Source organism: Acinetobacter sp. I-MWF (assembly GCF_025433935.1).
GTDB classification, from domain to species: Bacteria; Pseudomonadota; Gammaproteobacteria; order Pseudomonadales; family Moraxellaceae; genus Acinetobacter; species Acinetobacter guillouiae.
Genome location: NZ_JAMBAR010000001.1, coordinates 4,287,093 through 4,311,188, shown reverse-complemented (window position 1 = coordinate 4,311,188; position 24,096 = coordinate 4,287,093). Strand labels below are relative to the sequence as shown.

Genomic DNA, 24,096 nt, shown 5'->3' with positions numbered 1-24,096 from the left:
GTGCAAATAAACACGATTGAACTTCATCAGTTCCTCTCACTGCAGCAGTAGGTAGAATTATGTTCACAGGTATCATTGAAAGTTTGGGTAAAGTCGAGAGTTTACAAAATGTAGGCGGTGATGTGCGCTTACGCATTCAGACAGACTTGGATATGTCTGATGTACATTTGGGCGACTCTATTGCAACCAATGGCATCTGTTTAACTGTAATTGACTGGGGTGAAAACTGGTACGCTGCGGATGTATCCCGTGAAAGCTTAAATCGTTCGACTTTAGCAAGTTGGAAAGCGGGGCAAGCGGTCAATGTGGAAAAAGCAATGTTGCCGACAACACGCTTCGGTGGACATATCGTCAGTGGACATGTCGATGCTGTGGGTGAAATCACTGTAGTGCGCTCAGATGCGCGTTCGCTATATTTTGAAGTCACTGCACCTGTTGAAATTGCTAAATATTTGGCTGAAAAAGGGTCTGTGACTGTAGATGGAATTAGCCTCACCATCAATCATTTACGTGGAAATATCTTAAGTTTAAATTTAATACCACATACTGCTGAACGGACCAATATTGCAACGTGGAAAGTGGGCTCTCAAGTCAATTTAGAAGTCGATGTATTGGCACGGTATATTGAAAGATTGTTGCTTGGTGATAAAGCTGCTGAGCCAAAAGCAGAATCTAAACTCAGTATGGAATTTCTCGCAGCCAATGGTTTTTTAAAGTAAATAAAAACCAAACCCGATTAAAAAAAGCCTAATTTATTTAGGCCTTTTAATATATACATGATTAAATTAGGCTAATATATCGTGAATTCTTCTGTAAGAGAGTTGAGTATTGCTTGAATTTTTATTGCATTTAGAACAATTATTGCCCACTTTTTTAGAAAATTACGGGCTGTGGATTTATGCCATTTTGTTTCTAATCATTTTTGCAGAAACTGGCTCAGTCTTTATGTTTTTTCTCCCAGGCGATAGTTTATTGATCGCTGTTGGTGCTTTATGTTCTACCGCTGAATCTGTGCATTTGCACTATATGGGTGTGTTGCTGATTATTGCTTCAATTTTGGGGTATATGGTGAACTATTATACTGGGCGTGCGCTAGGTTTTAAGTTTTTCCACGCGCATTCACGTTGGTTTAAGCCTGAATATATTAAAAAGACCAACCATTATTTTGAAAAGCATGGCGGGAAAACCATTCTGGTTGCCCGTTTTGTGCCTTTTGTTCGTTCTTTTGCTCCTTTTGCAGCGGGTGCAGGGCATATGAAAATGCCTGTATTCATGTTGTATAACATTTTAGGCGGATGGATTTGGATTGCGCTGTTGCTTGGTGCGGGTTATGGCGCGGGCAATTTATTATCTTTGCTGCTCGATTCATTTTAATCAGCTTCAAACCGTCATAAACTGCCCCGATGAATAAGCCGAATGCTGAACCTCAACATTCGGCTTATTTACATGGTTTATTCTTATTTGGCTTGTCGCATCAGTTTTCTTAAAACCATAGATCAACATAAAATCCGCTTCATCCTATAGTCAACCTATCAAAAAACTCAGGCACAAGAATATAATTTCTATTAATTAATATTTTAAATTAAATCAATTATATAGAAAAATAAATTGTTTGATTATAAAAAGCTTGCAATGCCACACCTTACATTCAAAGTTTAAATACCATTGCGTAGGCGATGCCTCACTTTTCAGAGATGAAAAGTGACAAAAATCTTCTGTTTAACAGGGCTCTTGCGCTGCAAACAAAGCAGTGCTTTATTTTTGCTCATATACCCCCGCCCAACGGCGACATCCCTGTCGCCCCACGGTAGGATAACCATCGATGATTCAAAAGTAAAAAAACGAATTGATAACCAATAGTTTCTAAATGTTTATACAAAATATAAGCTTCATTTATGATTAATGACTTGATGCAAATTAATTGTGTGAATAATGAGGTGGTTTAACTATAGTCTTCAATATCAATATGGCTCATTCAACATGATCATTTTTTGATTGATGGAAGAAATATCATCTCAAACATCAATAAAATTATTGAGAATAGAATAAAAACGCGAGTGGTTTCATTTAAAAAATCAGCGGTATTGCTCAAAATAATCTGCTGCTATTTTTACGCACTGACACAAAAAAATATCCAGAAAGTGCAAACAGAAAAAGCTTTCAAATCGCCAAAGTGCTAACATTTTGCAAGTTTTAAAATCTTAATGCTGGTGAGCAAAAATGTTAATACAACGTGGTGGGTTAAAAGTTGTGGCTGGGCTTGGAATTTCAGGCGTTTCAGCCGTAAATTTTCTTCATGAAAATGGCTACCGTGTTGCAGTCACAGATTCTCGTGAAGTTCCACCAGGACATGAGCAAATTCCAGCAGCAGTTCAAACCAGCTTTGGTCAACTCGATCAAGATTTACTTTTACAAGCTGAAGAAATTGTCATTAGCCCGGGGTTAGATCCTCAGTTGCCAGCAATTCAAGCTGCGATTGCAAAAGGTATTCCCGTCATCAGTGAAATTCAAATTCTCCGCCGTGCTACAGATAAACCGATTGTGGCGATTACTGGTTCAAATGCAAAAAGTACCGTGACCACTTTAATTGGTTTAATGGCACAAGACGCAGGGATTAAGGTTGCGGTAGGGGGTAACTTGGGGCGTCCTGCTTTGGATTTAACCCATGATGATCCAGATGTTTATATCCTTGAACTTTCCAGCTTTCAATTGGAAGCAACCTCAAGTTTAAATGCAGAAGTGGCTGTGGTCTTGAACATGAGTGAAGATCACTTGGACCGTCATGGGGATATGGCAGGTTACCATGCGGCAAAACATCGTATTTTCCAAGGTGTGAAAAAAGTCGTATATAACCGTGACGATTCATTGACGCGTCCATTGGTACCAGATGTCACACCAATGCAAAGCTTTGGGCTCAATGCACCTGATTTAAAACAATACGGTATTCTAAGAGAAGATAACGGTACGATTTGGTTAGCGCGAGGTCGTGAACGTCTGCTCAAAAGTTCAGAGATGTATATCCAAGGAACGCATAATGTTGCCAATGCTTTGGCATGTTTAGCTTTGGGTGAAGCAATTGGTTTACCAATGGACAAAATGCTTGAAACCTTAAAAACCTTTAAAGGTTTAGAGCACCGTTGCGAATTCGTTAAAGAAGTGAATGGCGTTCGTTATTATAATGATTCTAAAGGCACCAATATCGGTGCAACTTTAGCAGCATTGGACGGTTTAGGTGCTGCAATTGAAGCTCAAGGTGGTCAGGTTGCAATTATTTTGGGTGGTCAGGGCAAAGGGCAGGACTTTACTGCACTACGTGAGTCTCTGCAAAAATATGCCAAAGTTGCGGTACTGATGGGTGAAGATCGCTCAATCATTGAAAATGCCATTGCAGGGACAACAACGCTGCTACATGCAGTATCTTTGCAACAAGCTGTAGAACTTTGTCAACAACATACGCATGCGCAAGATGTAGTGCTATTATCACCTGCATGTGCAAGCTTTGATATGTTTACAGGCTATCCTGAGCGTGGTCATCGCTTTGTTGAATATGTAAATGCTCTAAACTAAAAAGAATCATAAGGAAATAAAGTATGGCTGGGTTAGCTCAGACGACTATAAGTAAGATTCACCAAGTGTATGATCGCTGGATGCCAAAATTGCCGGCAGAGATTACACCGCGTAATGTACTGATATTTTGCGTCATTTCATTGTTGTGTATTGGTACGGTGATGGTGGCTTCGGCTTCAATGCCTTATGCCGAACGAATGCATGAAAACGAATTTCACTATGTGATTCGTCATGCAATTTCGATCGTGGTGGCTTTTGTTGCGGCGGCAATTACCTATCGAGTTTCACTCAACCTTTGGTTTAAAAATACCTTTCCATTGTGGTTGATCACTATTGCTTTATTACTCGCCGTCTTAGTGGTGGGTACAGAGGTCAATGGTTCAACACGCTGGATTCGTGTAGGTGGATTTACCTTGCAGGCAACCGAAGTCGCCAAGGTGATGATGGCCATATTTACCGCAGACTATGTGGTTCGTCGTGCTGAAGAAGTCCGTAATAATATTAAGGGTCTGGTACGTCTAGGTGTGGTGATGTTGCTGACGGTCGGACTAATTATTGCAGAGCCTGACTTAGGGGCAACGGTGGTGATTGCTGTTTCGATGCTGGGTGTGTTCTTCTTAGCTGGCGCACCCATGATCCAGTTCGGCTTTGCATTCGGTGCGATTCTGGTGGCATTTGTATCCTTAATCGTGTTTGAACCATATCGTTATGAACGCTTAATGTCATTCTCAAACCCTTGGGCTGATCCTTTGGGCTCTGGTTATCAATTGTCAAATGCCTTGATGGCCTTTGGTCGTGGTGAATGGTTTGGGGTGGGCTTAGGACATAGTATTCAAAAAATGTCTTATTTGCCTGAAGCACATACTGACTTTATGTTGGCAATTTTAGGTGAAGAATTCGGTTTCTTTGGTATTTCGACCGTTTTGCTGCTCTCGTTTGTGATGTTGATTTGCTGTATTCGTATCGGTCAGCGTGCGCTCAATCATCAATATTTGCGCGCAGGTTACTTGGCTTACGGGATCAGTATTATTTTCTTATTACAGATCTTGGTGAATGCGGGTATGAATATGGGCATGTTACCGACCAAGGGGCTAACGCTTCCATTTATTAGTTATGGTGGTTCATCTTTAATTATGTGTGCGGTGATGATCAGTTTAATTCTCAAAATTGATGCAACCACCAAGGATGCCAATCCAGCGCGAGAAGAGTCTAGTTTTTAATTTTTTATTGAACTTAAATAGACAAGCCATTTGATCACAAATGGCTTTTTTTATGGGTAATTTATTTTGGATTTTGCGTATTGCAATATTTTAATGCTGATTGGGTGGTCTTAAATTTTACCCAATCCCAAGTTTGATAACCGGACTCACTCAGTCGTAATACATCTATCACTGTTGGGGAATAATAAAACGAAGTTTCCAATACACCATTGGCATAAATCTTGATCTGATGTTTTCCAGAGGTATTTGCAAGTTTGAGTTTGATTGGGGTTTTGTGATCGACCTTGATGATTGCAGAGTGATCAACTTGAACTGAATAAGTTGGTAATGGTTTACCCCATTGTTCACGTGGCGCGCCACTCATTTCATCAACAACAGCAGTTTTAGAAATCGGGGAAATACATAAAATTGCCATTTGTGCATAGACCTGTGTAAGGCCCATGAGCATGAGAAAACTCAGCGTTATTAGTTTTTTTAAAAGGTTCATCTCAATCCTGAATGATGTTGGTATTGTTGCTTAATCAGGGATTACTGATAAATGGATTGTAGCGTTGTCCCTTGAGGAATGCGAGAGATATCCCATTGAGCGACAGCTTGAGCCAACATGAGATCTGGCTGATCTAGGTCTACTGGAGCTTGTCCAAGTGCTATAATCGCTTGTAACAGCAATTCAGGTGCATGTTTGAGATCAAGTGCTTGCGCAAGGTTTTGTTTAGAGAGTTTTTGCCCCAAATGATTCATGGCGAGGGGTAAGTGCATATATTCAAGAGCTGGATAACCCAAAAGCTGTCCTAGCCAAATTTGACGTTCAGTATTATCCAATAAATCCGCACCACGCACGACATGGCTGATTTCTTGTAAATAATCATCGACAACGACTGCCAGTTGGTAATTGATAATGCCATCACGACGCTTTAGTACAAAGTCACCCAAATCGCGTTGTAGGTTGGCGCAATGTTGTCCTTGTAAGCGGTCATTGAAACAAATGTTTTGATCAGAAACTTTTACACGAATGGCTTGGTTTTGAAAGTCGAGCTGTTTGTCTCGGCAGGTGCCAGCATAGATATGGTTTGAGCCTAATATTTTACGAGTACATTCACAGGCATAAACGCAATGTTTTTGTTTGAGTTGTTCGATTACAGATTGATAAATATCTAAGCGATGTCTTTGATAAATGATTTCAGCATCGGATTGGAAGCCAAAAGCATCTAAGCACTTTAAAATATGCTGTTCACTATCTGGGTAAATACGAGGGATATCCGTGTCTTCGATGCGGACGATCCATTGCCCATGATGCGCTTTCGCATCGCAATAGCTCGCGACAGCGGTCACTAAGGAACCAAAATGTAACGGCCCTGTGGGGGAGGGTGCAAACCGACCTTTGTATACGGTACTCTTCCTCCCTCCCTTTGGAAAAGAGAGGGTTGGGGAGGAATTTGACACAGTATTAACCGTTATTTTGCTTCTCTTTGATCTCTGCAAGGGTTTTACAGTCGATACATAAAGTTGCAGTTGGTCGTGCTTCTAAACGGCGTAAACCAATTTCGATACCGCAAGTTTCACAGAAACCATAGTCATCATTTTTAATCGCTTCAATAGATTGCTCTATTTTACGAATAAGTTTACGTTCACGGTCACGGGTACGTAATTCGATGGCAAACTCTTCTTCTTGCGTCGCACGGTCATTTACATCAGGTAAAGAAGAAGATTCATCTTGCATTGTATTTAGGGTGCGATCCACTTCCGACATCAATTCTGCTTTCCATGCCAGCAAAATTTTACGAAAATGTTCGAGTTGCCCCTCAGACATGTATTCTTCATTTTTCTTTGGCTGATAAGGCTCGATACCGAATAGACTTGCTGTAGTACCGTTTTCATTGGTCTTCGGCTTGGTTTTACGCACTCGCTTTACAGACTTATCATCTGCAATTGCTGTTTGTTCTTCCAAGACTTGATTTTGGTTGTCATTCGCCATAAAGGGCATTCCTCATCATATACGTATTATCTATACGCAAAAAATATGGTGATATGCAAGTATTTTTATCACTACCAACAGAATGAATCTATCGGGGGCGTCATCATATAGATTTTTTTACCAAGATGAAAGTCACCTAACCCTGAATTCGACTTTCTGCATATCTCGTTGGACGAATAACTTAATAGAAAAAAACCAAAATGAAAAGCTAGTAACCTGAAATTTCTTCATTAATTGTAACTTTGAAGTGATCCAAGCGGTGTACAGAGGTCTCAAATTCACCATTGGCTTTTAAATGTAAGCAACGGTAACCAGGCGCAATCGGATCAAATGAAAACTCTTGGCTGAGAGGTTTAAATTGTACACACGTCGCAGGAGTAGAAATAAACTGTATTCCATTCCACACATTGTAGGATTCTTGATGGACATGACCATGTAACACGGCTTTGATGTTATCAAAGGGTTCAAGTACGGCCTTTAATTCATCGGCATTTTTGAGCTTATGTTGATCGAGCCATTTGGAATGCATATCAAAAGGATTGTGATGACAGGCGATAAGGATAAACTTATCACGCAATTGTTCCAATAGCCGTTTTAGATGGACCAATTGTTCTGTTTGAATGTTTCCATCGGTACGTCCACCCACAGCACTATTCAACAAAATGATACGCCATTGATCTAACTCAATCACTGCTGGAATAGGTTCTGGCGAATGGAACGGGAACAAGTTGAGATTGTCGTGATTTCCCGGAATTTGGTAAAAATCGACACCAAAACGCTGCATATATTCTAAATAGCGCGCATAAGTTTCTGGAAATGCAGCTTGAGCCAAATCACCAGTATGTAAAATCAGATCGATATTTTTATAACGTTGCTGAATATCATCCATGACGGCATGAAAGCTTTCTTCAGGATTAATCCCGACAAACTCTGCATCAGGTTTATCCATCAGGTGTGTATCTGTGATTTGGATAATCACTCTATCTTTATCTGTTTGCGGCAATATCTCTGATTGCATGCCTTTCCCCTAGACATCTTCAAATGCATGCAAGTGCTGTTGTAGCCATTGCAAAGCCATAATCACAGGTGCATTTTTTAAACGATTACTTTTTAATAATAGACTCAGATCTGAATAATCAATGATATGAAGTTGGATATTTTCACCTTCATCTGGCATACCAAACACACCACCTTCAGCAGGTAATGCGGCTTGCGCTACATAGAGATGAAAGATTTCATCACATGCACCAGCAGATGGATAGAAGCTAAACAGGTGTTTGATTTGGTTTAATTCACATCCAGATTCTTCGATGCTTTCCCGTCGAATGCAACTTTCTGGAGATTCATCTCCATCAAGTACGCCTGCAATGATTTCGAGTTGCCAAGGTGAAATTTCATCATCAATTGCCCCTACACGAAACTGTTCAATCAATGCAAATTTTTGTTGTTGATCATTATAAATCAGTACACCAGCAGCTTCTTTACGGCGAATTAATTCACGTTGAATGGCTGAGGTATATTCAGTTTGATTAAATAATCGGTGTCGCAAGCTCACTTTTTCGACTTGAACAAAACCTTTAAAGGCATATTCACGAGATTGTATTTCTACATCATTATGGGTGTAGGTTGCTTGCTGAATGATGTTCATGTGCACAGTTAGGATGAAACATATTCACTTCATCCTAACTGAGAAATAGGGAAAGACAAAAGTTTTTTTTAATCTTTACACTTTATGGTACAACTTTTGCCCTTGTTCCTGATAAACGGATTTCATGGTTTTGAGACCATCTTCTATAAGCGTTTCGCTATTTATAGGTTGGCCTGCATTTTGTTGATTTTGTGCATAATCTCGCACGTTTTGGGTGATTTTCATCGAGCAGAACTTAGGTCCGCACATTGAACAGAAGTGTGCAGACTTATGTGCTTCTTTAGGCATAGTCTCATCATGCATCGATCTAGCAGTATCTGGATCTAAGCTGAGATTGAATTGATCTTCCCAACGGAACTCAAAGCGTGCCTTAGATAAAGCATTGTCACGAACTTGTGCGCCCGGATGACCTTTGGCTAAATCCGCTGCATGGGCTGCGATTTTATAGGTGATAATCCCGTCTTTAACATCTTTCTTATTGGGCAGACCCAAATGTTCTTTAGGGGTCACATAACATAACATTGCAGTGCCGTACCAACCAATCATCGCTGCACCAATTGCCGAGGTAATATGGTCATAGCCCGGAGCAATATCGGTGGTGAGCGGACCAAGGGTATAGAAAGGTGCTTCCTGACAAACTTCAAGTTGCAAGTCCATATTTTCCTTGACCATATGCATTGGAACATGGCCTGGTCCTTCGATCATGACCTGAACATCATGTTTCCATGCCCGATGAGTCAGTTCACCTAAAGTGCGTAATTCGGAAAATTGCGCTTCATCATTGGCATCCTGAATACAGCCCGGACGTAAACCATCGCCTAAGCTGAAAGACACGTCATAGGCTTTCATGATTTCGCAGATTTCATCAAAATGCGTATAGAGGAAGTTTTCTTCATGATGCGCCAAACACCATTGCGCCATGATCGAACCACCGCGTGATACGATCCCCGTTAAACGATTGGCTGTCATCGGCACATAACGTAATAAGACCCCAGCGTGAATGGTGAAATAATCGACACCTTGTTCAGCTTGTTCAATCAGGGTGTCTTTAAAGATTTCCCATGTCAGGTCTTCAGCAACACCATCGACTTTTTCAAGTGCTTGATAAATTGGTACTGTACCAATTGGAACTGGTGAGTTGCGGATAATCCATTCACGGGTTTCATGGATGTTTTTACCCGTCGATAAGTCCATGATGGTGTCAGCACCCCAACGGGTTGCCCAAGTCATTTTCGACACTTCTTCATCAATCGATGAACCCAAAGCTGAGTTGCCAATATTGGCATTGATTTTTACCAAGAAATTACGCCCAATGATCATGGGTTCGCATTCAGGATGGTTAATATTGGCTGGAATAATGGCACGGCCTTCAGCGACTTCTTTACGCACAAATTCAGGGGTAATCTCCATGAGGTTGTGTGCACCAAAATTTTGTCCTGCATGCTGGCGCATATCGACACCTTCATGCTGGCGCTGATTTTCACGAATCGCAATGTATTCCATTTCAGGCGTGATGATGCCTTGTTTGGCATAATGCATTTGTGTGACATTGTTGCCTGTTTTTGCACGACGTGGTTTTTGAATATGGGCAAAACGGATTTCAGCAGTACGAATATCTTTCAGACGTTCTTGGCCAAATTTAGAGGTTAAGCTGGCTAAATGCTCAGTATCGGCACGTTCTTCAATCCAAGTTTCACGGACATTGGGTAAGCCTTTATTCAAATCAATGTGTACGTTGGAATCGGTATAAACACCTGAAGTATCGTAGACCATAATTGGTGGATTTTTTTCACCACCAAGGCCTGTCGGTGTATCCGTGAGCTCAATTTCACGCATCGGTACTTGAATATCTGGGCGTGAACCTTGAATATAAACTTTTTTAGATGCGGGTAAAATTCGAGTCAGATCTTTGGCTTCTTGCTCGTGTTGAGCCAATTGATCAGCAGGGGATAGATTCGTTAATTGGTTCATTACAATGATCCTTATGAATGACATCAACGAATCAAGCACGACCAAAAACGGTGGCAAATTTAGTCTATTTTATCTGCTAAATCCATCATCAGAATAAAGCGCTATTGCGAAAAAATAGATAAATTATGGGCTGTCAGTTTTTAGATGCTTGATTCCTACGCAGGTCTTAACCTGATCAGGTTCAACGGTACTTTAGTTTAAGTTTTGGCAAGGAGATGCAAAACTGACTAAATCTCAGCGAGGAATTACTCGCGCTCCGTCAAGCGATATTTAAATCTTAGCATGTTCTCATTGAAAATATGCTGGCATGCCGATATCAATTTCAATTATTTTTTTGAGCCAGAATTTCCCCGACAGATTTTCTAATTTTTTGTTCAAATGCCTCACGTTGTGCTCGGATCTCTTGCTGTTCAGGTGAGTTATCTTCAGGATACTGCCTAGATGGTTTTGGCATTTGCTGCCAAAGCGTTTCACTTGCGTTGATTAAATTCACAAATTTCTGCGCAGTTTGGCTACTTGCAGTTTTACTTTTTGCAATTTTTTCAATCGCTTTGATTGCTTGTTCATCTGCAATTTTATCGTCATCGAACCAGAGCGTGCGGGTGTTATCCTCGCCTTGAAAAAGTGCACTACGGTATTGTTCAATGTTCTCTATGACTTGAGGTTTAAAATGGTTGTTGGGATAATCTTTATTGAATTTTTCCCAATATAACAATCGATTGGCCACTTCATCAAAACTAATTGCTAGCCCTGCGTCCATAATATAGTTGGCGCCTGTATATTCTTTACGGATCTGTTTAAAGTAGACCTGATCTGATTTTTCTAAATAGGGTGCAAAAATATCCAGATCATATTGTGGATGCTGTACAAAGGTGTATTCACCTTCACCGATATAAAATTTTGCTAAATATAAGTCCTTTGCGTGATCAACTAAATATTTCTCACGCGGTTTTAACTTTTTATACAGTTCTTGTTTTTGTTGAGCTGTCATAGACTGACCGTCTGCAAGTGTATCGGTCATATATTGAAAGACTTCAGGCGAGGCATCGGCAATGAGTTTTTGATAAATGTTTTCAATTTTTGCTTGCCATTGATAACGTGTTTTTAACGGTGCAGATGCGAGGCATTTTTTTAGTAATTGATTGAGGTCATTTAAATCTTCAACGATGACCGTTTTTTCTAATTTTTTGATGCTTGTATCTATCTCGTTACAGTCTTGTGGAAGTGCTGGTATTTCAGCTGTACTGGTCTGAGTCGCTTTAGAAGCTGCTTTAGTTGTCTCAATTGTTTGATTGTTCTCGTGCTTTTGGCAAGCGCTGAATAGGGTACACAGGCAGAGTGTTGTGAGTGATAGATGTTGTTTTAAAGCTTTCATAGTATGACTGTTGTTGTGTATTTTTGAATGTCACAAGGATAATAAAAATTGAGCTAAAATAACATCTAACTGTTAGAACAAATCGCATCACTAAAGCAATCTTTTTTAACATGCTTAAAGTCGATCGGGCTTAAATTTAGATATTGATTGAGCTGGGACAGCGCCAATAATTGAGGGATATTTTTCAGTTTAGTGCGTTCTTTTTCACTAATTTGAATTTTTTGCTGTCTTTGCTCTTTGCTCATCGCTAAAAAATGAACAAACTTCTTGGCCTGAGCTGAAAGCTCACCATCATTGGATTTTGCCAAGCGTTCAATCACCAACCAGCTGGCTGCATCGATATCAGTTTGATTTTCAAAACTGCTCGATATAGGTGCTTCTTCAGTGCCTAAAAACAATAAACTGCTATAGGCATTTTTTAAGAACTGCGCATCATGTAAAAATGGGCTATTGGGATAAGTTTGCAGATATTCTTGCCAAAACTTAGCTCTTTTTGCAATTTCTTCAGCCTCAATATCGGGTTTATGGTTTTTAAAAAGCGGTTGTGTATTTTGTTGTGCAAGATTTTCGATAAAAACTTGTTCAGGTGCAGTCAGATACGGCGCGAAAACTTTTGCTAAATATTGCGGGCTTCTTCGATAGACAATTTTATCATCTGTTTGTTCGGTCAATTCGATATACGCTTGGCCTTTGTGACGTAATAAATATTGGTCACGCAGATTAAGTTGTTCAAATTTACTCTGTTGAATGGTCGGGTATGCAGCTTGATCTAAAGCATAGTTTTCAAATGCTTGTTGTTGTTCTGAAGTGCGCTCAATTTGTAAAAATTGTTGATACATACGTTTCGACTGATGCATCAATTCCATTTGTTCCGCAGGTTTCATCAAGGGCAAACACATACGAATATCTTGATTGACTTGTTCTATCGCAAGCGTGGTTCTTTTTGCATTGATTGCCAGCATCTCATTTTTGAGATTTTGGCAAATTTGGGTTAAATCAGGAATTGGATTTTCTTTTTGCGGCGCTTCTTTGGATTCTTTGACAATGTCGGTTGTGGGTTTTTGACACGCGATAACCACCATGCAACTCAAGATAACGAGTATGCCTGAAATGAGAAAATGAAGGGTATTGCGAGGAAATTTCATTCGACCAGCATTTAAAAGAAGCTCAGTTTTGTTCGATGCCATTGTCGCTGAATCGAGGCTAAATAAATGAAATATTTTGTAGTTTTGTGATAATGAAACGTTACTTTTTGCAAGAAACTGAGTCATGTGTCTGATTTAAGATCTGCAAAAATTAAGCTGAGTACAGCATCGTGAATTTGCGATAAATGGATGCTCACAGCAAAGTGACATATGTAAATTCAGCAAATTGTAGTAGTATCTTTACTCTAAATTGCTTTGATCAGAAGTGAAATGAGCGATATTGAGAAATTCATTTGAAAGAAAAATACTTGTCATAAAACATTCATAATGAATATGCTTTAATATTAACCCATAAAAATAGTTTTTGTTGCATGTGGAGCATCTGACCTTGAGCCCAAGTAATCCTGTATTAAACCATCATATATCTTCTCAATTTAATGAGGACTTACAGGATGTGAATACCAAATTTATGACCATGGGCGGTTTGGTAGAACAACAAGTCGCAAATGCAGTGCATGCGTTATTGGATACCAATGCCAATATGGCGATTGATGTTCAATTCCAAGACAATACAGTTAATCGTTATGAACGAGAAATTGATGAAGCACTGACTTTGATTTTGGCGCGTCGTCATCCTGCTGCAATCGACTTACGTATGGTAATTGCCATGAGTAAAGCCAATACCGATTTAGAGCGTATTGGTGATGAAGCTGCAAAAATTGCCCGTATTGCACAGACTTTATGTGAAGAGGGCGAATCGCCACGTGGCTATATGGAAACAAGGCATATTGGCAATCAAGTGCGTGTCATGATTCATGATGCTTTAGATGCTTTTGCGCGTGTGGATGCAGAACAAGCATTAAAAGTTTTGTTGGCCGATGCAGATATTGACCGTGAATATCAATCCGCGACGCGCACACTGATGACCTATATGATCGAAGATCCACGTCATATTAGTCGTGTTATCAATGTGATGTGGGTATTGCGTTCACTCGAGCGAATTGGTGACCATGCACGTAATATCTCAGAACAAGTGATTTATATGGCAAAAGGTTTTGATGCGCGACATACCAGTGTTGAAGAGATTGAACAAAAAGTTCAAGGTAAATAATTGAATTTATAAATAAGAAGACCTGATGACTCAGGTCTTCTTATTTGGAAAATTTAGGGCCTGTTGATATTTCATAAATGGCTTGCGTTGTAGGTTAAAATTGAGCATGAGACGTATACGTCGTAAAGCATGAATGAGAATAGCGAGACTATTTTCGAGTTTCATAACGTAGGCTGAGATAATTTTAGCCACAACCCTGAGCAAAAACAAAGCACTGCTTTGTTTGCAGCGCAAGGCGCAGCGGGGGACTAGCGTATTTTTTGCCGCTACGTGTTACCTTGCGAAACGATGTTTCTCATTATTTAGAATGACTAAATTTCGTATTTCGCGCCTAGTATCGCCTAAAAAATACACGTAGTCGCAAACCTAGACGAATTGTCAACAGACCCTAAGATCACAAAAAGAAAATTACACTTGAGCGAGTGCTTGTTCTAAGTCTGCAATCAAGTCATCAATATGTTCAATCCCCACAGATAAACGCACCATATCAATACTCACGCCTGCTGCTTTTAACTCTGTTTCATTCAGTTGACGATGGGTGGTGGTTGCTGGATGACAGGCTAAACTTTTTGCATCGCCAATATTCACTAGGCGAGTAAACAGCTGTAATGCATCGATAAAACGGGTGCCACCTTCACGACCATCTTCAACACCAAAAGACAGAATTGCAGACGGTTTACCTTTGACGTACTTTTGTGCCAAAGCATGTTGTGGATGATCTTTTAAACCAGCATAGTTGACCCATTTTACTTTTGGATGTGCCTGTAAATATTCAGCAACTTTTTGTGCATTTTCAGTATGGCGTTCCATACGCAAATTGAGTGTTTCTAAGCCTTGTAAAATTAAGAATACGCTGAGCGGGCTGATCGCTGCGCCTGTATTTCTTAATGGAACAACACGTGCACGGGCAATATATGCCGCAGCACCTAAAGCTTCTACATAGTTCACCCCGTGATAACTTGGATCTGGGGTATTTAAGACTTTGAAGCGCTCGGGATATTTGCCCCAAGGGAATTTACCGCTATCGACAATCGCGCCACCAATCGAATTACCATGACCGCCAATATACTTGGTCAATGAATGCACCACGATATCTGCACCATGTTCAAAAGGTTTCAGTAGGGCAGGTGTTGCAACGGTATTATCCACAATCACGGGTACACCATATTCGTGTGCGATTTTAGCAATGGCATCTAGGTCAATAATATTACCCAGCGGATTACCAATCGACTCAACGAAAACCAATTTGGTTTTTTCATCAATCAAGCCGCGCAATGCTTCAGGATCTTGGTAATCAAAGAAACGCACTTCAATGCCTTGTTTTGGCAAAGTGTGGGCAAATAAATTATATGTTCCACCATAGAGTGTTGAAACTGATGCAATATTGTCACCCGCTTCTGCGATGGTCTGGATAGAATAGGTAATCGCAGACATACCCGAAGCCAATGCTAAAGCACCAATACCACCTTCAAGCGCACTCAGACGTTGCTCAAGCACAGCGGTCGTTGGATTCATGATCCGTGTATAAATATTACCCTGAACTTTGAGGTCAAATAGATCCGCACCATGTTGGGTATTATCAAAGGCATAAGAGGTGGTCTGATAAATTGGAACGGCGACCGCTTTAGTGGTTGCTTCTGGTTCATAGCCTGCATGTATGGCAAGAGTTTCGTCTTTATATGTCATGTTCTTCCGTCAACTTTTTATTAAATTTCAATAGAGTGTAACAAATAAATATATGAAGTAAACAAGGGTTTATATATTTTAAAATCATAAAAACAGATAAAGCCAACAATGCAGCCCGAGATAAATTGAGTTTCAACGAGGAAAAATAGACCGAATATCGCTGAGTTTGTGAGCTGTCATTGTGGTGTCATTTGCTGAAACTAGCATAACAAATTCCACAAATTCAGTTATTAAAAACACAATGAAAAAAGCAGCAATAAATAAACTGACCCGCCATAAAAGCACTTTAACTTTAGTCCTCTGTAGTTTACTGGGTTTGACCGCATGTTCTGATGATGATCAAGATTCAACAACACAGAAGACCTTAACCCAAAATATAACATTGGCATTTGGTGATGAAGCCTGTGTAATGGGGGGAACACGTATGCAGAGCGGTTTAGACCGCAATGGTAATGGCAAACTTGAAGCCAGTGAAATTACTAAAACCGAAAACAGTTGTAAGCCCAATTTGTTTGCACAAGGTGTAGCGTTGCCATTTAACGTACTGGGATGTTACCCTGCGAATAGTACGACCATTGATAGCACGTTTGATATTCGTCAGGGTGGTTTTGGTTCTGATGTTGCTGCGCATCCAAGCAATAAAAAACAATTCTATGCATTGACCGATCGGGGGCCAAATGCAGACTTTACTGATAAATTATATGGTGCTGGTAAGGTTTTCGCCATTCCAGACTATGTGCCGAAAATTGGTTTATTTGAAGTTCAAGACAATGGTACTGTGAAATTAATTAAAACCATCAATTTAAAAGATCGCGATGGAAAAGATATCACTGGATTACCCAACACTTCTGCTTTAGGCGGCACAGGGGAAACACCGTATGATGTCAATGGAAAAGTGATTACCGTAGATCCAACCAAACCTTACGATGTGGTGAATAATCCAATTCGATTGGATGATTATGGTTTGGATAGTGAAGGGCTCACTGCACTTAACGATGGTACGTTCTGGGTCAGCGATGAATATGGACCGCATATTGTGCATTATGATGCCAATGGTAAAGAAATAGGGCGTATCAACCCATTTAAGGCTGATAAACGCAACAATTGGACTTTGCCGAATGAGTTTAGCTATCGCCGTGCCAATCGAGGGATGGAAGGCTTAACTATTAGCCCAGACCAAAAAACTTTGGTTGGGATTATGCAATCGACCATGAGTTTACCGAATAAAAATGTCAATAAATCAACGTTGACGCGTATTGTGACGATTAATCTTGAAACAGGCAAAGTCGCACAATATTTATATCAGCAAGAGATAGCTGAAAATTCAAACTCTGCCATTATTGCCCTCAGTGCAACACAATTTCTGGTTTTAGAACGTGATGGATTGTTTTATAAAGATACGCCCAATGTGATGAAAAATGTCTATCGTATTGATTTAAGCAAAGCCACCAATTTAGAAGATATTCAAACACAAAATGATGTCAAACAAGATGAAAAGCTTGGTTTAACCATTGCGGGCAAGACCTTAGAAGAATACCAATTGGATAAAGGCTGGGATGGTTTAAAAGCATTTAATATTGTTCCAGCACCTAAAACATTGGTACTGGATATGGGGAAAGCGGTTAAATATCCACATGATAAAATGGAAGGTCTGTGGTTGATCAATAGTACGACACTTGGGATTTTAAATGATGACGATATGGGACTTTGGAATAATGCCAAAGGTATGGAGCCAAAGTATCTGGATGCGGCGCGTACACGTATTGATATCAATACCTTATACATCATGGATAAATTAAATTTAAAAGGCCAATAATTGCATAGCAACAGCCGCCCAAGAGGCGGCTTTTTCTATCAGCATCATTTAAAAATAATAGGTTCCTCAATGAAAAAAATAGCAATTCTCACCGTTCTAACAAGTTTAATCACTACAACTGCTTGGTCTGTACCGCAAGTGACATCGCGTGAATATAAATTGTTGTTACAGCCAGACAAATTTAGCTATGCCAATGAGTCCGCTAACGTAAATAGCTATATGCAACAAGCCAAAACGGTTATTGCACAACAAATTAACCGTACAGTTTCAGGAACGATGATCTTAGACAAGCAACGCCAAATACGTTTTTATGATTCACCCAGCAGCTGCCTACTCAATAATATGGGCTATAGCTTTCGAGAACGGATTGAAAACGGAGCATCTGAAGTGACGCTTAAATTTAGAAGCTATGATCATTATCTGTCTGATTTTTCCGATTTGAGTAGCTCAACTGCGGGAGCCAAAACCAAGCTTGAAGATGATATTACTCAAACAGCAACACAAGGATTTTTGGTGGGTTCCAGTAAATCCACCACAGTGGTAAATACACGGACAATCAATAAGTTTTTAGATATCCATACGCATTTTCCAAAATTTAAAGAAACTTTTGCTATCAGTGATAATCAGCTGTTATCACCTGTAGGTGGACTCACCATTTATGAACGAAGTTATCGTGGGGTTAGCATTGATTTAGGCGAGTTTGATGCAGAGGTAGATATGAGTTTATGGTATACCCAAGCACCCTATGCAGGATTAAAACCTGCCGTAGTTGAAGTCTCGTTTAAGTACCAAGACCCAAATGCAAATTACACCAATAAGGTTGTACAACGTGCTGCCATTAGTTTTTCTGCTTTGAAATCATTGTCAAACTACAATGCACCAAGTTCAACTCAGACCAAGACGCAATTTGTATATCAGTATCAGCCGAATTTTTGTTCGTGATCATGTTTGAGATCGCGATTTGATTACGTGTATTGGTGTGGAAAAATGTTTTCTTGATGCTTTTAAAATATCTCAATCAATTGGACAAATCTGAACAAAAATAGATAAATTCAGCGTATAATTGACGGTATTTATTTATTCGCATTTTGCGAATTTCTATTCATTATAGAGGAGTCCTACGTGGCCCAATATATTTACACGATGAACCGTGTGTCTAAGATGGTTCCGCCTAAGCGCGAAATCCTAAAAGACATCTCTTTATCATTTTTCCCAGGTGCAAAAATTGGTGTACTTGGTTTAAACGGTGCAGGTAAATCTACCCTACTCCGTATTATGGCTGGCGTAGATAAAGATTTCTCAGGTGAAGCTCGTGCGCAACCAGGTATTAAAATCGGTTATCTAGAGCAAGAACCACCATTAGATCCAAATAAAGATGTACGTGGAAACGTTGAAGATGGCTTACGTGAACCATTAGATGCATTGGCACGTTTAGATGAAGTTTTTGCTGAATATGCAGCTGAAGATGCTGACTTTGATGCACTTGCAAAAGAGCAAGAGAAATTAGAAGCAATTATTCATGCTTGGGATGCACACAACCTTAGCAACCAAATGGATCAAGCTGCAGCAGCATTGAATCTTCCAGCATGGGATTCTGACGTAAGCTTACTTTCAGGTGGTGAGCGTCGTCGTGTAGCATTGTGTCGTTTGTTATTGTCTAAACCAGACATGTTATTGCTGGACGAACCGACTAACCATTTGGATGCAGAATCTGTATCTTGGTTAGAACGTTTCTTAAAAGACTTTGCTGGTACTATCGTTGCGATTACCCATGACCGTTATTTCTTGGATAACGTTGCAGAGTGGATTCTTGAGCTTGACCGTGGACATGGTATTCCTTATCAAGGTAACTATTCTTCTTGGTTGGAACAAAAGAATGCTCGTTTAGAGCAGGAAAATAAACAAGAAGAATCTTTTGCTAAAGCATTGAAAAAAGAATTGGAATGGGTTCGTTCAAATGCTAAAGGTCAACAAAAGAAAAACAAAGCACGTATGGAGCGCTTTGAGGAGCTTAACTCACGTGAGTTCCAACAACGTAATGAAACCTCTGAAATCTATATTCCACCTGGTCCACGCCTAGGGAATAAGGTTGTAGAAGTTGAAGGCATCAGCAAATCGTTTGATGGCCGTCTACTTTATGAAAACTTATCGTTCACAGTACCACCAACTGCGATTGTCGGTATTGTTGGTCCAAACGGTGCAGGTAAAACCACTTTATTCCGTATGATGACTGGCGAACAGCAACCAGATACAGGTACAGTTGTATTGGGTGAGTCTGTAAAAGTTGCTTATGTTGGTCAGATTCGTGACACTTTAGATAACAATAAAACAGTTTGGGAAGAAGTTTCTGGCGGTTTAGATATCTTAAGAATTGGCGAATATGAGATCGCATCTCGTGCCTATATCGGTCGCTTTAACTTTAAAGGCCAAGATCAGCAAAAACGTGTTGGTGAATTGTCAGGTGGTGAACGTAACCGTTTACAACTTGCGAAGATCCTTCAGATGGGCGCCAACGTAATCTTACTGGATGAGCCATCAAATGACTTGGATATTGAAACTTTACGTGCGCTAGAGGATGCAATTCTTGTATTCCCTGGTACTGTCATGGTGGTATCGCATGACCGTTGGTTCCTTGACCGTATTGCTACACATATCTTGTCATTTGAAAATGAACAGCCAGAATTCTACGAAGGTAACTATGCTGAATATGAAGCATATCGTTTAGCGCGTTTGGGTGATGCTGCTGTGCAAAAACGCACCAAATACAAAAAAATTGGTGGTTAATCACTAGTTTTGTAGATCAAAAAAACCAGCTTTCGAGCTGGTTTTTTATTGTAAATAAAGCCGATAAAGTTGGTGTTGTGCTTCGAGATGACCTTGATTTGCAGCAAGTAATAACCATTTGTATGCATTCTTTTTATCTGGCGATAGGCCGAGCTGGCCTTGTAGGTAAATCATGCCCAATTTATATTGTGCTGTGCTATATCCTTTGAGTGCTGAATGTAAAAAATACCAAATCGCGTTACGTTGATATTTTTGAATTTTTTCATTTAATCGCTGATCTAAATCAAGTGGATCGTGCTGGTTAAGCGCCAGATGTTCATAACTGGTTGCACGGTGGTAAGTATGCATTGATTCAGACATTTTAAATGTAGGGTAGGGGCTGGAATAATAGTATTTATAGCGAATGATTTGGTTGAGGCTTCGTATTATTTTTATTAAATCCATAATGTCTCACACTTATTTTTATGAAATTACCCTTACAAGATTAAAGCAAATAACCAGAATAAGTAATCCCAATAACCATGATTTTTTTTCATATAGAAGCATTGATAAACTGATTCGAGATAAATCATTTGATCTCTTTTATAAATCAAAAAGTGATTATGTTGAGTGAATCATATGGGTATTAAAAGTTCCTTTTCCCTCTGGGAGAAAGCTAGGATGAGGGTGGATTTATGTTGATTGATCAGTTTTATCTTGGTGTTTTAATTCTCGGTATTTTAATTTTTGCTATTTGAATCAGACTAAATCAATTGCATATATAAAAGAATGCCAAAATAACATTCTTCTATATATGTGCGCTCACAATCAATTAGAGGCGCATTTCAATCCCTTGTTCAGCAAGGTATTGTTTCGCTTCAGGAATAGAGTATTGACCAAAATGGAATATCGAGGCTGCCAATACAGCATCGGCACCACCTTTTAAAATACCATCTGCTAAATGTTGTAAATTACCCACACCGCCTGATGCAATGGTCGGAATGGTGACACGATCATTGATTTGACGCATTAGACCAATGTCATAACCCGCTTTCGTCCCATCCGCATCCATAGAGGTAACCAATAATTCACCTGCACCGAATTCTGCCATTTTGACCGCCCATTCAATTGCATCTATGCCTGTTGGTTTACGGCCGCCATGGGTGAAAATTTCCCATTTATTTTCACCCGTTCTTTTCGCATCGATTGCTACAACAATACATTGTGCACCAAAGCGCTGAGATGCTTCTTGAACGAACTCAGGATTAAATACTGCAGCAGAGTTGATGCTGACTTTATCTGCGCCTGCATTTAATAACAAACGAATATCTTCAACTTTACGAACACCGCCACCGACTGTAAGTGGAACAAACACACTTTCAGCCATACGTTCAACAGTACGGTAAGTGGTATCTCTGCCATTTGATGTTGCGGTAATGTCTAAAAAGGTGATTTCATCTGCACCTTGCTCATTATAACGACGGGCAACTTCTACAGGATCTCCTGCATCACGGATATCCAGAAACTGGACACCTTTCACCACACGACCATTATCTACGTCCAGGCAAGGAATAATACGTTTAGCGAGCATAATTTTTTCCAAAAATAACAGGCGATTATGAAAGTTCGTGACTTAGGTGCTACACCTCGATAGTCGAAGCGGTTATTCTATCAAACTTATGTAAGTTTTTTCGCAGGTTTTCTATGTCGGTTTATACCACTTTGAGTTTAAAAGAAGTTCAACACTTTGCAGCACCTTATGGATTAGAGGTGGTTGAACTTAAACCAATTCAAGGCGGTGTGCAAAATACCAACTATTTTATCATTTGTGCTGATGGAACACAGTTTGTATTAACATTATTTGAAAATATGGATGCACAAGCAGCAGGGGAGTTAATTCCTGTCTTAGAACACTTGGGGCAACAAGGTTTGGCAGTTCCTGTTCCGTTAAAACATAGTGGTCAGTCGATTCATAGCTTAAAAGATAAGCCTGCACAAATTGCGCCACGGATGTCAGGTAAACATCCCATGCCTTCTACAATCGCTCAAGTTGAGCAAATTGCTGTAGCACAGGCCAAAATGCATGTGGCGTTACAAGACTTCCCATTACAGCGTCAAGTGGCGCGTGATCATGCCTATTGGTATAACGTTGCTCAACAAATTAAACCAACGTTGGATGTGGCGGATAGTGCTTTGTTGAATAACCTTTTAGGTTTATATGAAGCACTGACCATGATGTATCCAAATCGACCGAAAGGTTTTATTCATTCGGATTTGTTCCGTGACAATACTTTGTTTGAAGGTGATGAGTTAAAAGGCATTCTTGATTTTTATGAAATGAATCAAGATGAATTACTTTTTGATATTGCGATTACCTTAAATGACTTTTGCACAGAATATCCGAGTGTTGCTTTGAATGAAGCCAAAGCAACGGCTTTCTTAAATGCATATACTTCGATTCGTCCTTTGACTGAAGATGAAAGAGCTTGTTTAGAGTTATATTTGGCGATGGCCGCAGGTCGCTTTTGGATGATGCGTTTACAAATCGCTCAGATGAATGCCGCTGAAGCACGCACAGGTGATGATATTTTGCAGAAAAATCCGCAAGAAATGCGTAATATGTTGATTGAAAGATTAAAGTTCGTGACTGCTTAATAGTTTTTTGTGGGAAATAAAATGCGTGATCAAGGTCGTTTAGTTGAATGGTTCGATGATAAAGGCTATGGCTTTATTCAACCAAATGATGGTGTAAAAGATCGCGTATTTTTACACATCAAAGATTTTGCACAAAAAGGGCCACGCCCAATCGTGGGCTGTGCCCTTGAATATGTGGTGCAATTAGACGGCCAAGGGCGTTATAAAGCAAAACAAGTCACGTATTTAAAAGCCACACAAATGGCGAAAGTGACAAGCCAGCAAGCGGCTAAAGCCAAGCAGTTGCATACAGCAAAGCAGGCTAAATTACAGCCGATGCAAATTTTGTGCGCTGTTTATATTATTGCTTTGGCAATCTTGGCCATAAGCGGTTTGCTCAATGGCATGTTTATTCTTTTTGTCTGTATTATCAATGTGATGACCTATTGGTTTTATGCACAAGATAAAGAAGCCGCGCAGAGCAATCAGCGTCGTGTTCCTGAAAATACTCTGCATATTTTAGCTTTTTTAGGTGGTTGGCCTGCGGCTTGGTTAGCACAGCAACGCTTACGACATAAAACACAAAAACAACCCTTTAAAAAGATTTATTTGTGTACCATATTCTTTAATATTTTATTGATTTTATGGTTAATTTCGCCTTTGAATATGTTTAAGATTTAAACGGGCGTTAGCAAATTGAAAAGGGCTTACAATGAATAATTATGTTGATCCAAATAATAGTAAATCTCTGACTTTAATTTTATATATCCTTTACATTGTTGCAATTTTTTCTGCGGGAATTCTTGCAATCATTGCATTGATTATCAATTATGTAAAATTGAATTCAGTCCGTGGTACGATTTTCGAAAGTCATTTTAGATGGCAAATTCGCACTTTTTGGTGGTATTTAGTCTGGACGGTAATTGCATTTATTCCGTTTATTTTTCTATTTTTCACCATGGATAATGTCAATGCCTTTGCGGGTGTTGCCGTGGGTGCTACGATTTTTTGTGCTGCCACTTTATTTATTTCTTGGATATGGATTGTCTATCGCGCCATTCGAGGCATTATTGCGCTGAATGATGATCAAGCCTTACCAATATAACTGAATCAATAATGCTTGATGGATCTTGTTGCCGAGCAATACAGCTTGATCAAAACGTAATTTTAGTGAAAACAGCGTTC

General features: G+C 39.7%; 22 protein-coding genes and 1 riboswitch. Of the genes, 11 read left to right on the top strand and 11 right to left on the bottom strand.

The annotated features are described in order from the left end of the window. Positions 1–59 precede the first annotated feature (59 nt). From M2R48_RS19930 to ftsW, 4 genes are all read left to right on the top strand, one after another. Complete coding sequence (locus tag M2R48_RS19930; RefSeq protein ID WP_096735324.1) at positions 60–719, top strand: riboflavin synthase; 660 nt, start codon at positions 60–62, stop codon at positions 717–719. Between the two features lie 109 nt (positions 720–828). Then, positions 829–1,374, top strand: coding sequence for a VTT domain-containing protein (locus M2R48_RS19925; protein WP_004725292.1), 546 nt, complete (start codon positions 829–831; stop codon positions 1,372–1,374). 846 nt (positions 1,375–2,220) lie between these two features. Beyond that, positions 2,221–3,567 (top strand): UDP-N-acetylmuramoyl-L-alanine--D-glutamate ligase, encoded by a 1,347-nt coding sequence (gene murD, locus M2R48_RS19920; RefSeq protein WP_262087252.1) that lies wholly within the window; start codon positions 2,221–2,223, stop codon positions 3,565–3,567. Between the two features lie 23 nt (positions 3,568–3,590). Continuing rightward, entirely contained in the window at positions 3,591–4,787 is a 1,197-nt protein-coding gene (ftsW, locus tag M2R48_RS19915; protein ID WP_004725295.1) for a putative lipid II flippase FtsW, read from the top strand. Positions 4,788–4,848: 61 nt separating this feature from the next. On the opposite strand, the gene M2R48_RS19910 is transcribed toward ftsW, so the two are convergent. The 8 genes from M2R48_RS19910 to M2R48_RS19875 all read right to left on the bottom strand — a co-directional run bounded on the left by M2R48_RS19910 (position 4,849) and on the right by M2R48_RS19875 (position 13,027). Beyond that, complete coding sequence (locus M2R48_RS19910) at positions 4,849–5,235, bottom strand: hypothetical protein (RefSeq protein WP_262087251.1); 387 nt, start codon at positions 5,233–5,235, stop codon at positions 4,849–4,851. 80 nt (positions 5,236–5,315) lie between these two features. Next, positions 5,316–6,230: a tRNA glutamyl-Q(34) synthetase GluQRS gene (gene gluQRS, locus M2R48_RS19905; RefSeq protein ID WP_262087250.1), complete on the bottom strand. Its 915-nt coding sequence runs from the start codon at positions 6,228–6,230 to the stop codon at positions 5,316–5,318. A gap of 4 nt (positions 6,231–6,234) precedes the next feature. After that, the gene (dksA, locus tag M2R48_RS19900; protein ID WP_004725300.1) at positions 6,235–6,762 is read right to left on the bottom strand and encodes an RNA polymerase-binding protein DksA; all 528 of its coding nucleotides are present in this window, start codon (positions 6,760–6,762) and stop codon (positions 6,235–6,237) included. Between the two features lie 208 nt (positions 6,763–6,970). Further along, a complete protein-coding gene (gene cpdA / locus M2R48_RS19895; RefSeq protein ID WP_262087249.1) occupies positions 6,971–7,780 on the bottom strand; it encodes a 3',5'-cyclic-AMP phosphodiesterase in 810 nt (269 codons plus the stop codon). Positions 7,781–7,789: 9 nt separating this feature from the next. Next, positions 7,790–8,410 carry an NUDIX domain-containing protein gene (locus M2R48_RS19890; RefSeq protein ID WP_004816566.1) on the bottom strand — a complete coding sequence of 207 codons (621 nt, stop codon included), beginning with the start codon at positions 8,408–8,410 and terminating at the stop codon, positions 7,790–7,792. 75 nt (positions 8,411–8,485) lie between these two features. Then, positions 8,486–10,381 carry a phosphomethylpyrimidine synthase ThiC gene (gene thiC, locus M2R48_RS19885; RefSeq protein ID WP_262087248.1) on the bottom strand — a complete coding sequence of 632 codons (1,896 nt, stop codon included), beginning with the start codon at positions 10,379–10,381 and terminating at the stop codon, positions 8,486–8,488. Positions 10,382–10,516: 135 nt separating this feature from the next. Continuing rightward, a riboswitch (TPP riboswitch) is annotated at positions 10,517–10,650 on the bottom strand. A 53-nt stretch (positions 10,651–10,703) separates the two neighbouring features. Further along, positions 10,704–11,756 carry a hypothetical protein gene (locus M2R48_RS19880; RefSeq protein ID WP_262087247.1) on the bottom strand — a complete coding sequence of 351 codons (1,053 nt, stop codon included), beginning with the start codon at positions 11,754–11,756 and terminating at the stop codon, positions 10,704–10,706. Positions 11,757–11,821: 65 nt separating this feature from the next. Next, positions 11,822–13,027 (bottom strand): hypothetical protein, encoded by a 1,206-nt coding sequence (locus M2R48_RS19875; protein ID WP_262087246.1) that lies wholly within the window; start codon positions 13,025–13,027, stop codon positions 11,822–11,824. A gap of 262 nt (positions 13,028–13,289) precedes the next feature. Here M2R48_RS19875 and phoU point away from each other — a divergent pair, with 262 nt between their 5' ends. Further along, positions 13,290–14,012, top strand: a complete 723-nt coding sequence (phoU, locus tag M2R48_RS19870; RefSeq protein ID WP_004725313.1) for a phosphate signaling complex protein PhoU — start codon at positions 13,290–13,292, stop codon at positions 14,010–14,012. Between the two features lie 408 nt (positions 14,013–14,420). Here the strand turns inward: phoU and M2R48_RS19865 are convergent, their stop codons facing one another. After that, the gene (locus M2R48_RS19865; RefSeq protein WP_004725315.1) at positions 14,421–15,698 is read right to left on the bottom strand and encodes an O-acetylhomoserine aminocarboxypropyltransferase/cysteine synthase family protein; all 1,278 of its coding nucleotides are present in this window, start codon (positions 15,696–15,698) and stop codon (positions 14,421–14,423) included. Between the two features lie 241 nt (positions 15,699–15,939). Between M2R48_RS19865 and M2R48_RS19860 the strand changes: the two genes are divergently transcribed. The 3 genes from M2R48_RS19860 to ettA all read left to right on the top strand — a co-directional run bounded on the left by M2R48_RS19860 (position 15,940) and on the right by ettA (position 20,298). After that, on the top strand, positions 15,940–17,514 hold the full coding sequence (locus M2R48_RS19860; protein WP_262087244.1) for an esterase-like activity of phytase family protein: 1,575 nt from the start codon (positions 15,940–15,942) through the stop codon (positions 17,512–17,514). A gap of 69 nt (positions 17,515–17,583) precedes the next feature. Continuing rightward, positions 17,584–18,456 (top strand): hypothetical protein, encoded by an 873-nt coding sequence (locus M2R48_RS19855; protein WP_262087243.1) that lies wholly within the window; start codon positions 17,584–17,586, stop codon positions 18,454–18,456. Positions 18,457–18,636: 180 nt separating this feature from the next. After that, positions 18,637–20,298 carry an energy-dependent translational throttle protein EttA gene (gene ettA, locus M2R48_RS19850; RefSeq protein WP_004816581.1) on the top strand — a complete coding sequence of 554 codons (1,662 nt, stop codon included), beginning with the start codon at positions 18,637–18,639 and terminating at the stop codon, positions 20,296–20,298. Positions 20,299–20,343: 45 nt separating this feature from the next. On the opposite strand, the gene M2R48_RS19845 is transcribed toward ettA, so the two are convergent. Further along, positions 20,344–20,646: a sel1 repeat family protein gene (locus M2R48_RS19845; protein ID WP_262087242.1), complete on the bottom strand. Its 303-nt coding sequence runs from the start codon at positions 20,644–20,646 to the stop codon at positions 20,344–20,346. A 463-nt stretch (positions 20,647–21,109) separates the two neighbouring features. Then, positions 21,110–21,871, bottom strand: a complete 762-nt coding sequence (gene hisF / locus M2R48_RS19840) for an imidazole glycerol phosphate synthase subunit HisF (protein ID WP_303576666.1) — start codon at positions 21,869–21,871, stop codon at positions 21,110–21,112. A gap of 110 nt (positions 21,872–21,981) precedes the next feature. Between hisF and M2R48_RS19835 the strand changes: the two genes are divergently transcribed. From M2R48_RS19835 to M2R48_RS19825, 3 genes are read left to right on the top strand one after another with little or no spacing between them, the layout of a single operon-like run. Continuing rightward, positions 21,982–22,932: a homoserine kinase gene (locus M2R48_RS19835; protein WP_244014317.1), complete on the top strand. Its 951-nt coding sequence runs from the start codon at positions 21,982–21,984 to the stop codon at positions 22,930–22,932. Between the two features lie 21 nt (positions 22,933–22,953). Next, on the top strand, positions 22,954–23,592 hold the full coding sequence (locus tag M2R48_RS19830) for a DUF1294 domain-containing protein (protein WP_262087241.1): 639 nt from the start codon (positions 22,954–22,956) through the stop codon (positions 23,590–23,592). 31 nt (positions 23,593–23,623) lie between these two features. Then, positions 23,624–24,016: a DUF4870 family protein gene (locus tag M2R48_RS19825; RefSeq protein ID WP_004725331.1), complete on the top strand. Its 393-nt coding sequence runs from the start codon at positions 23,624–23,626 to the stop codon at positions 24,014–24,016. Positions 24,017–24,096 lie beyond the last annotated feature (80 nt).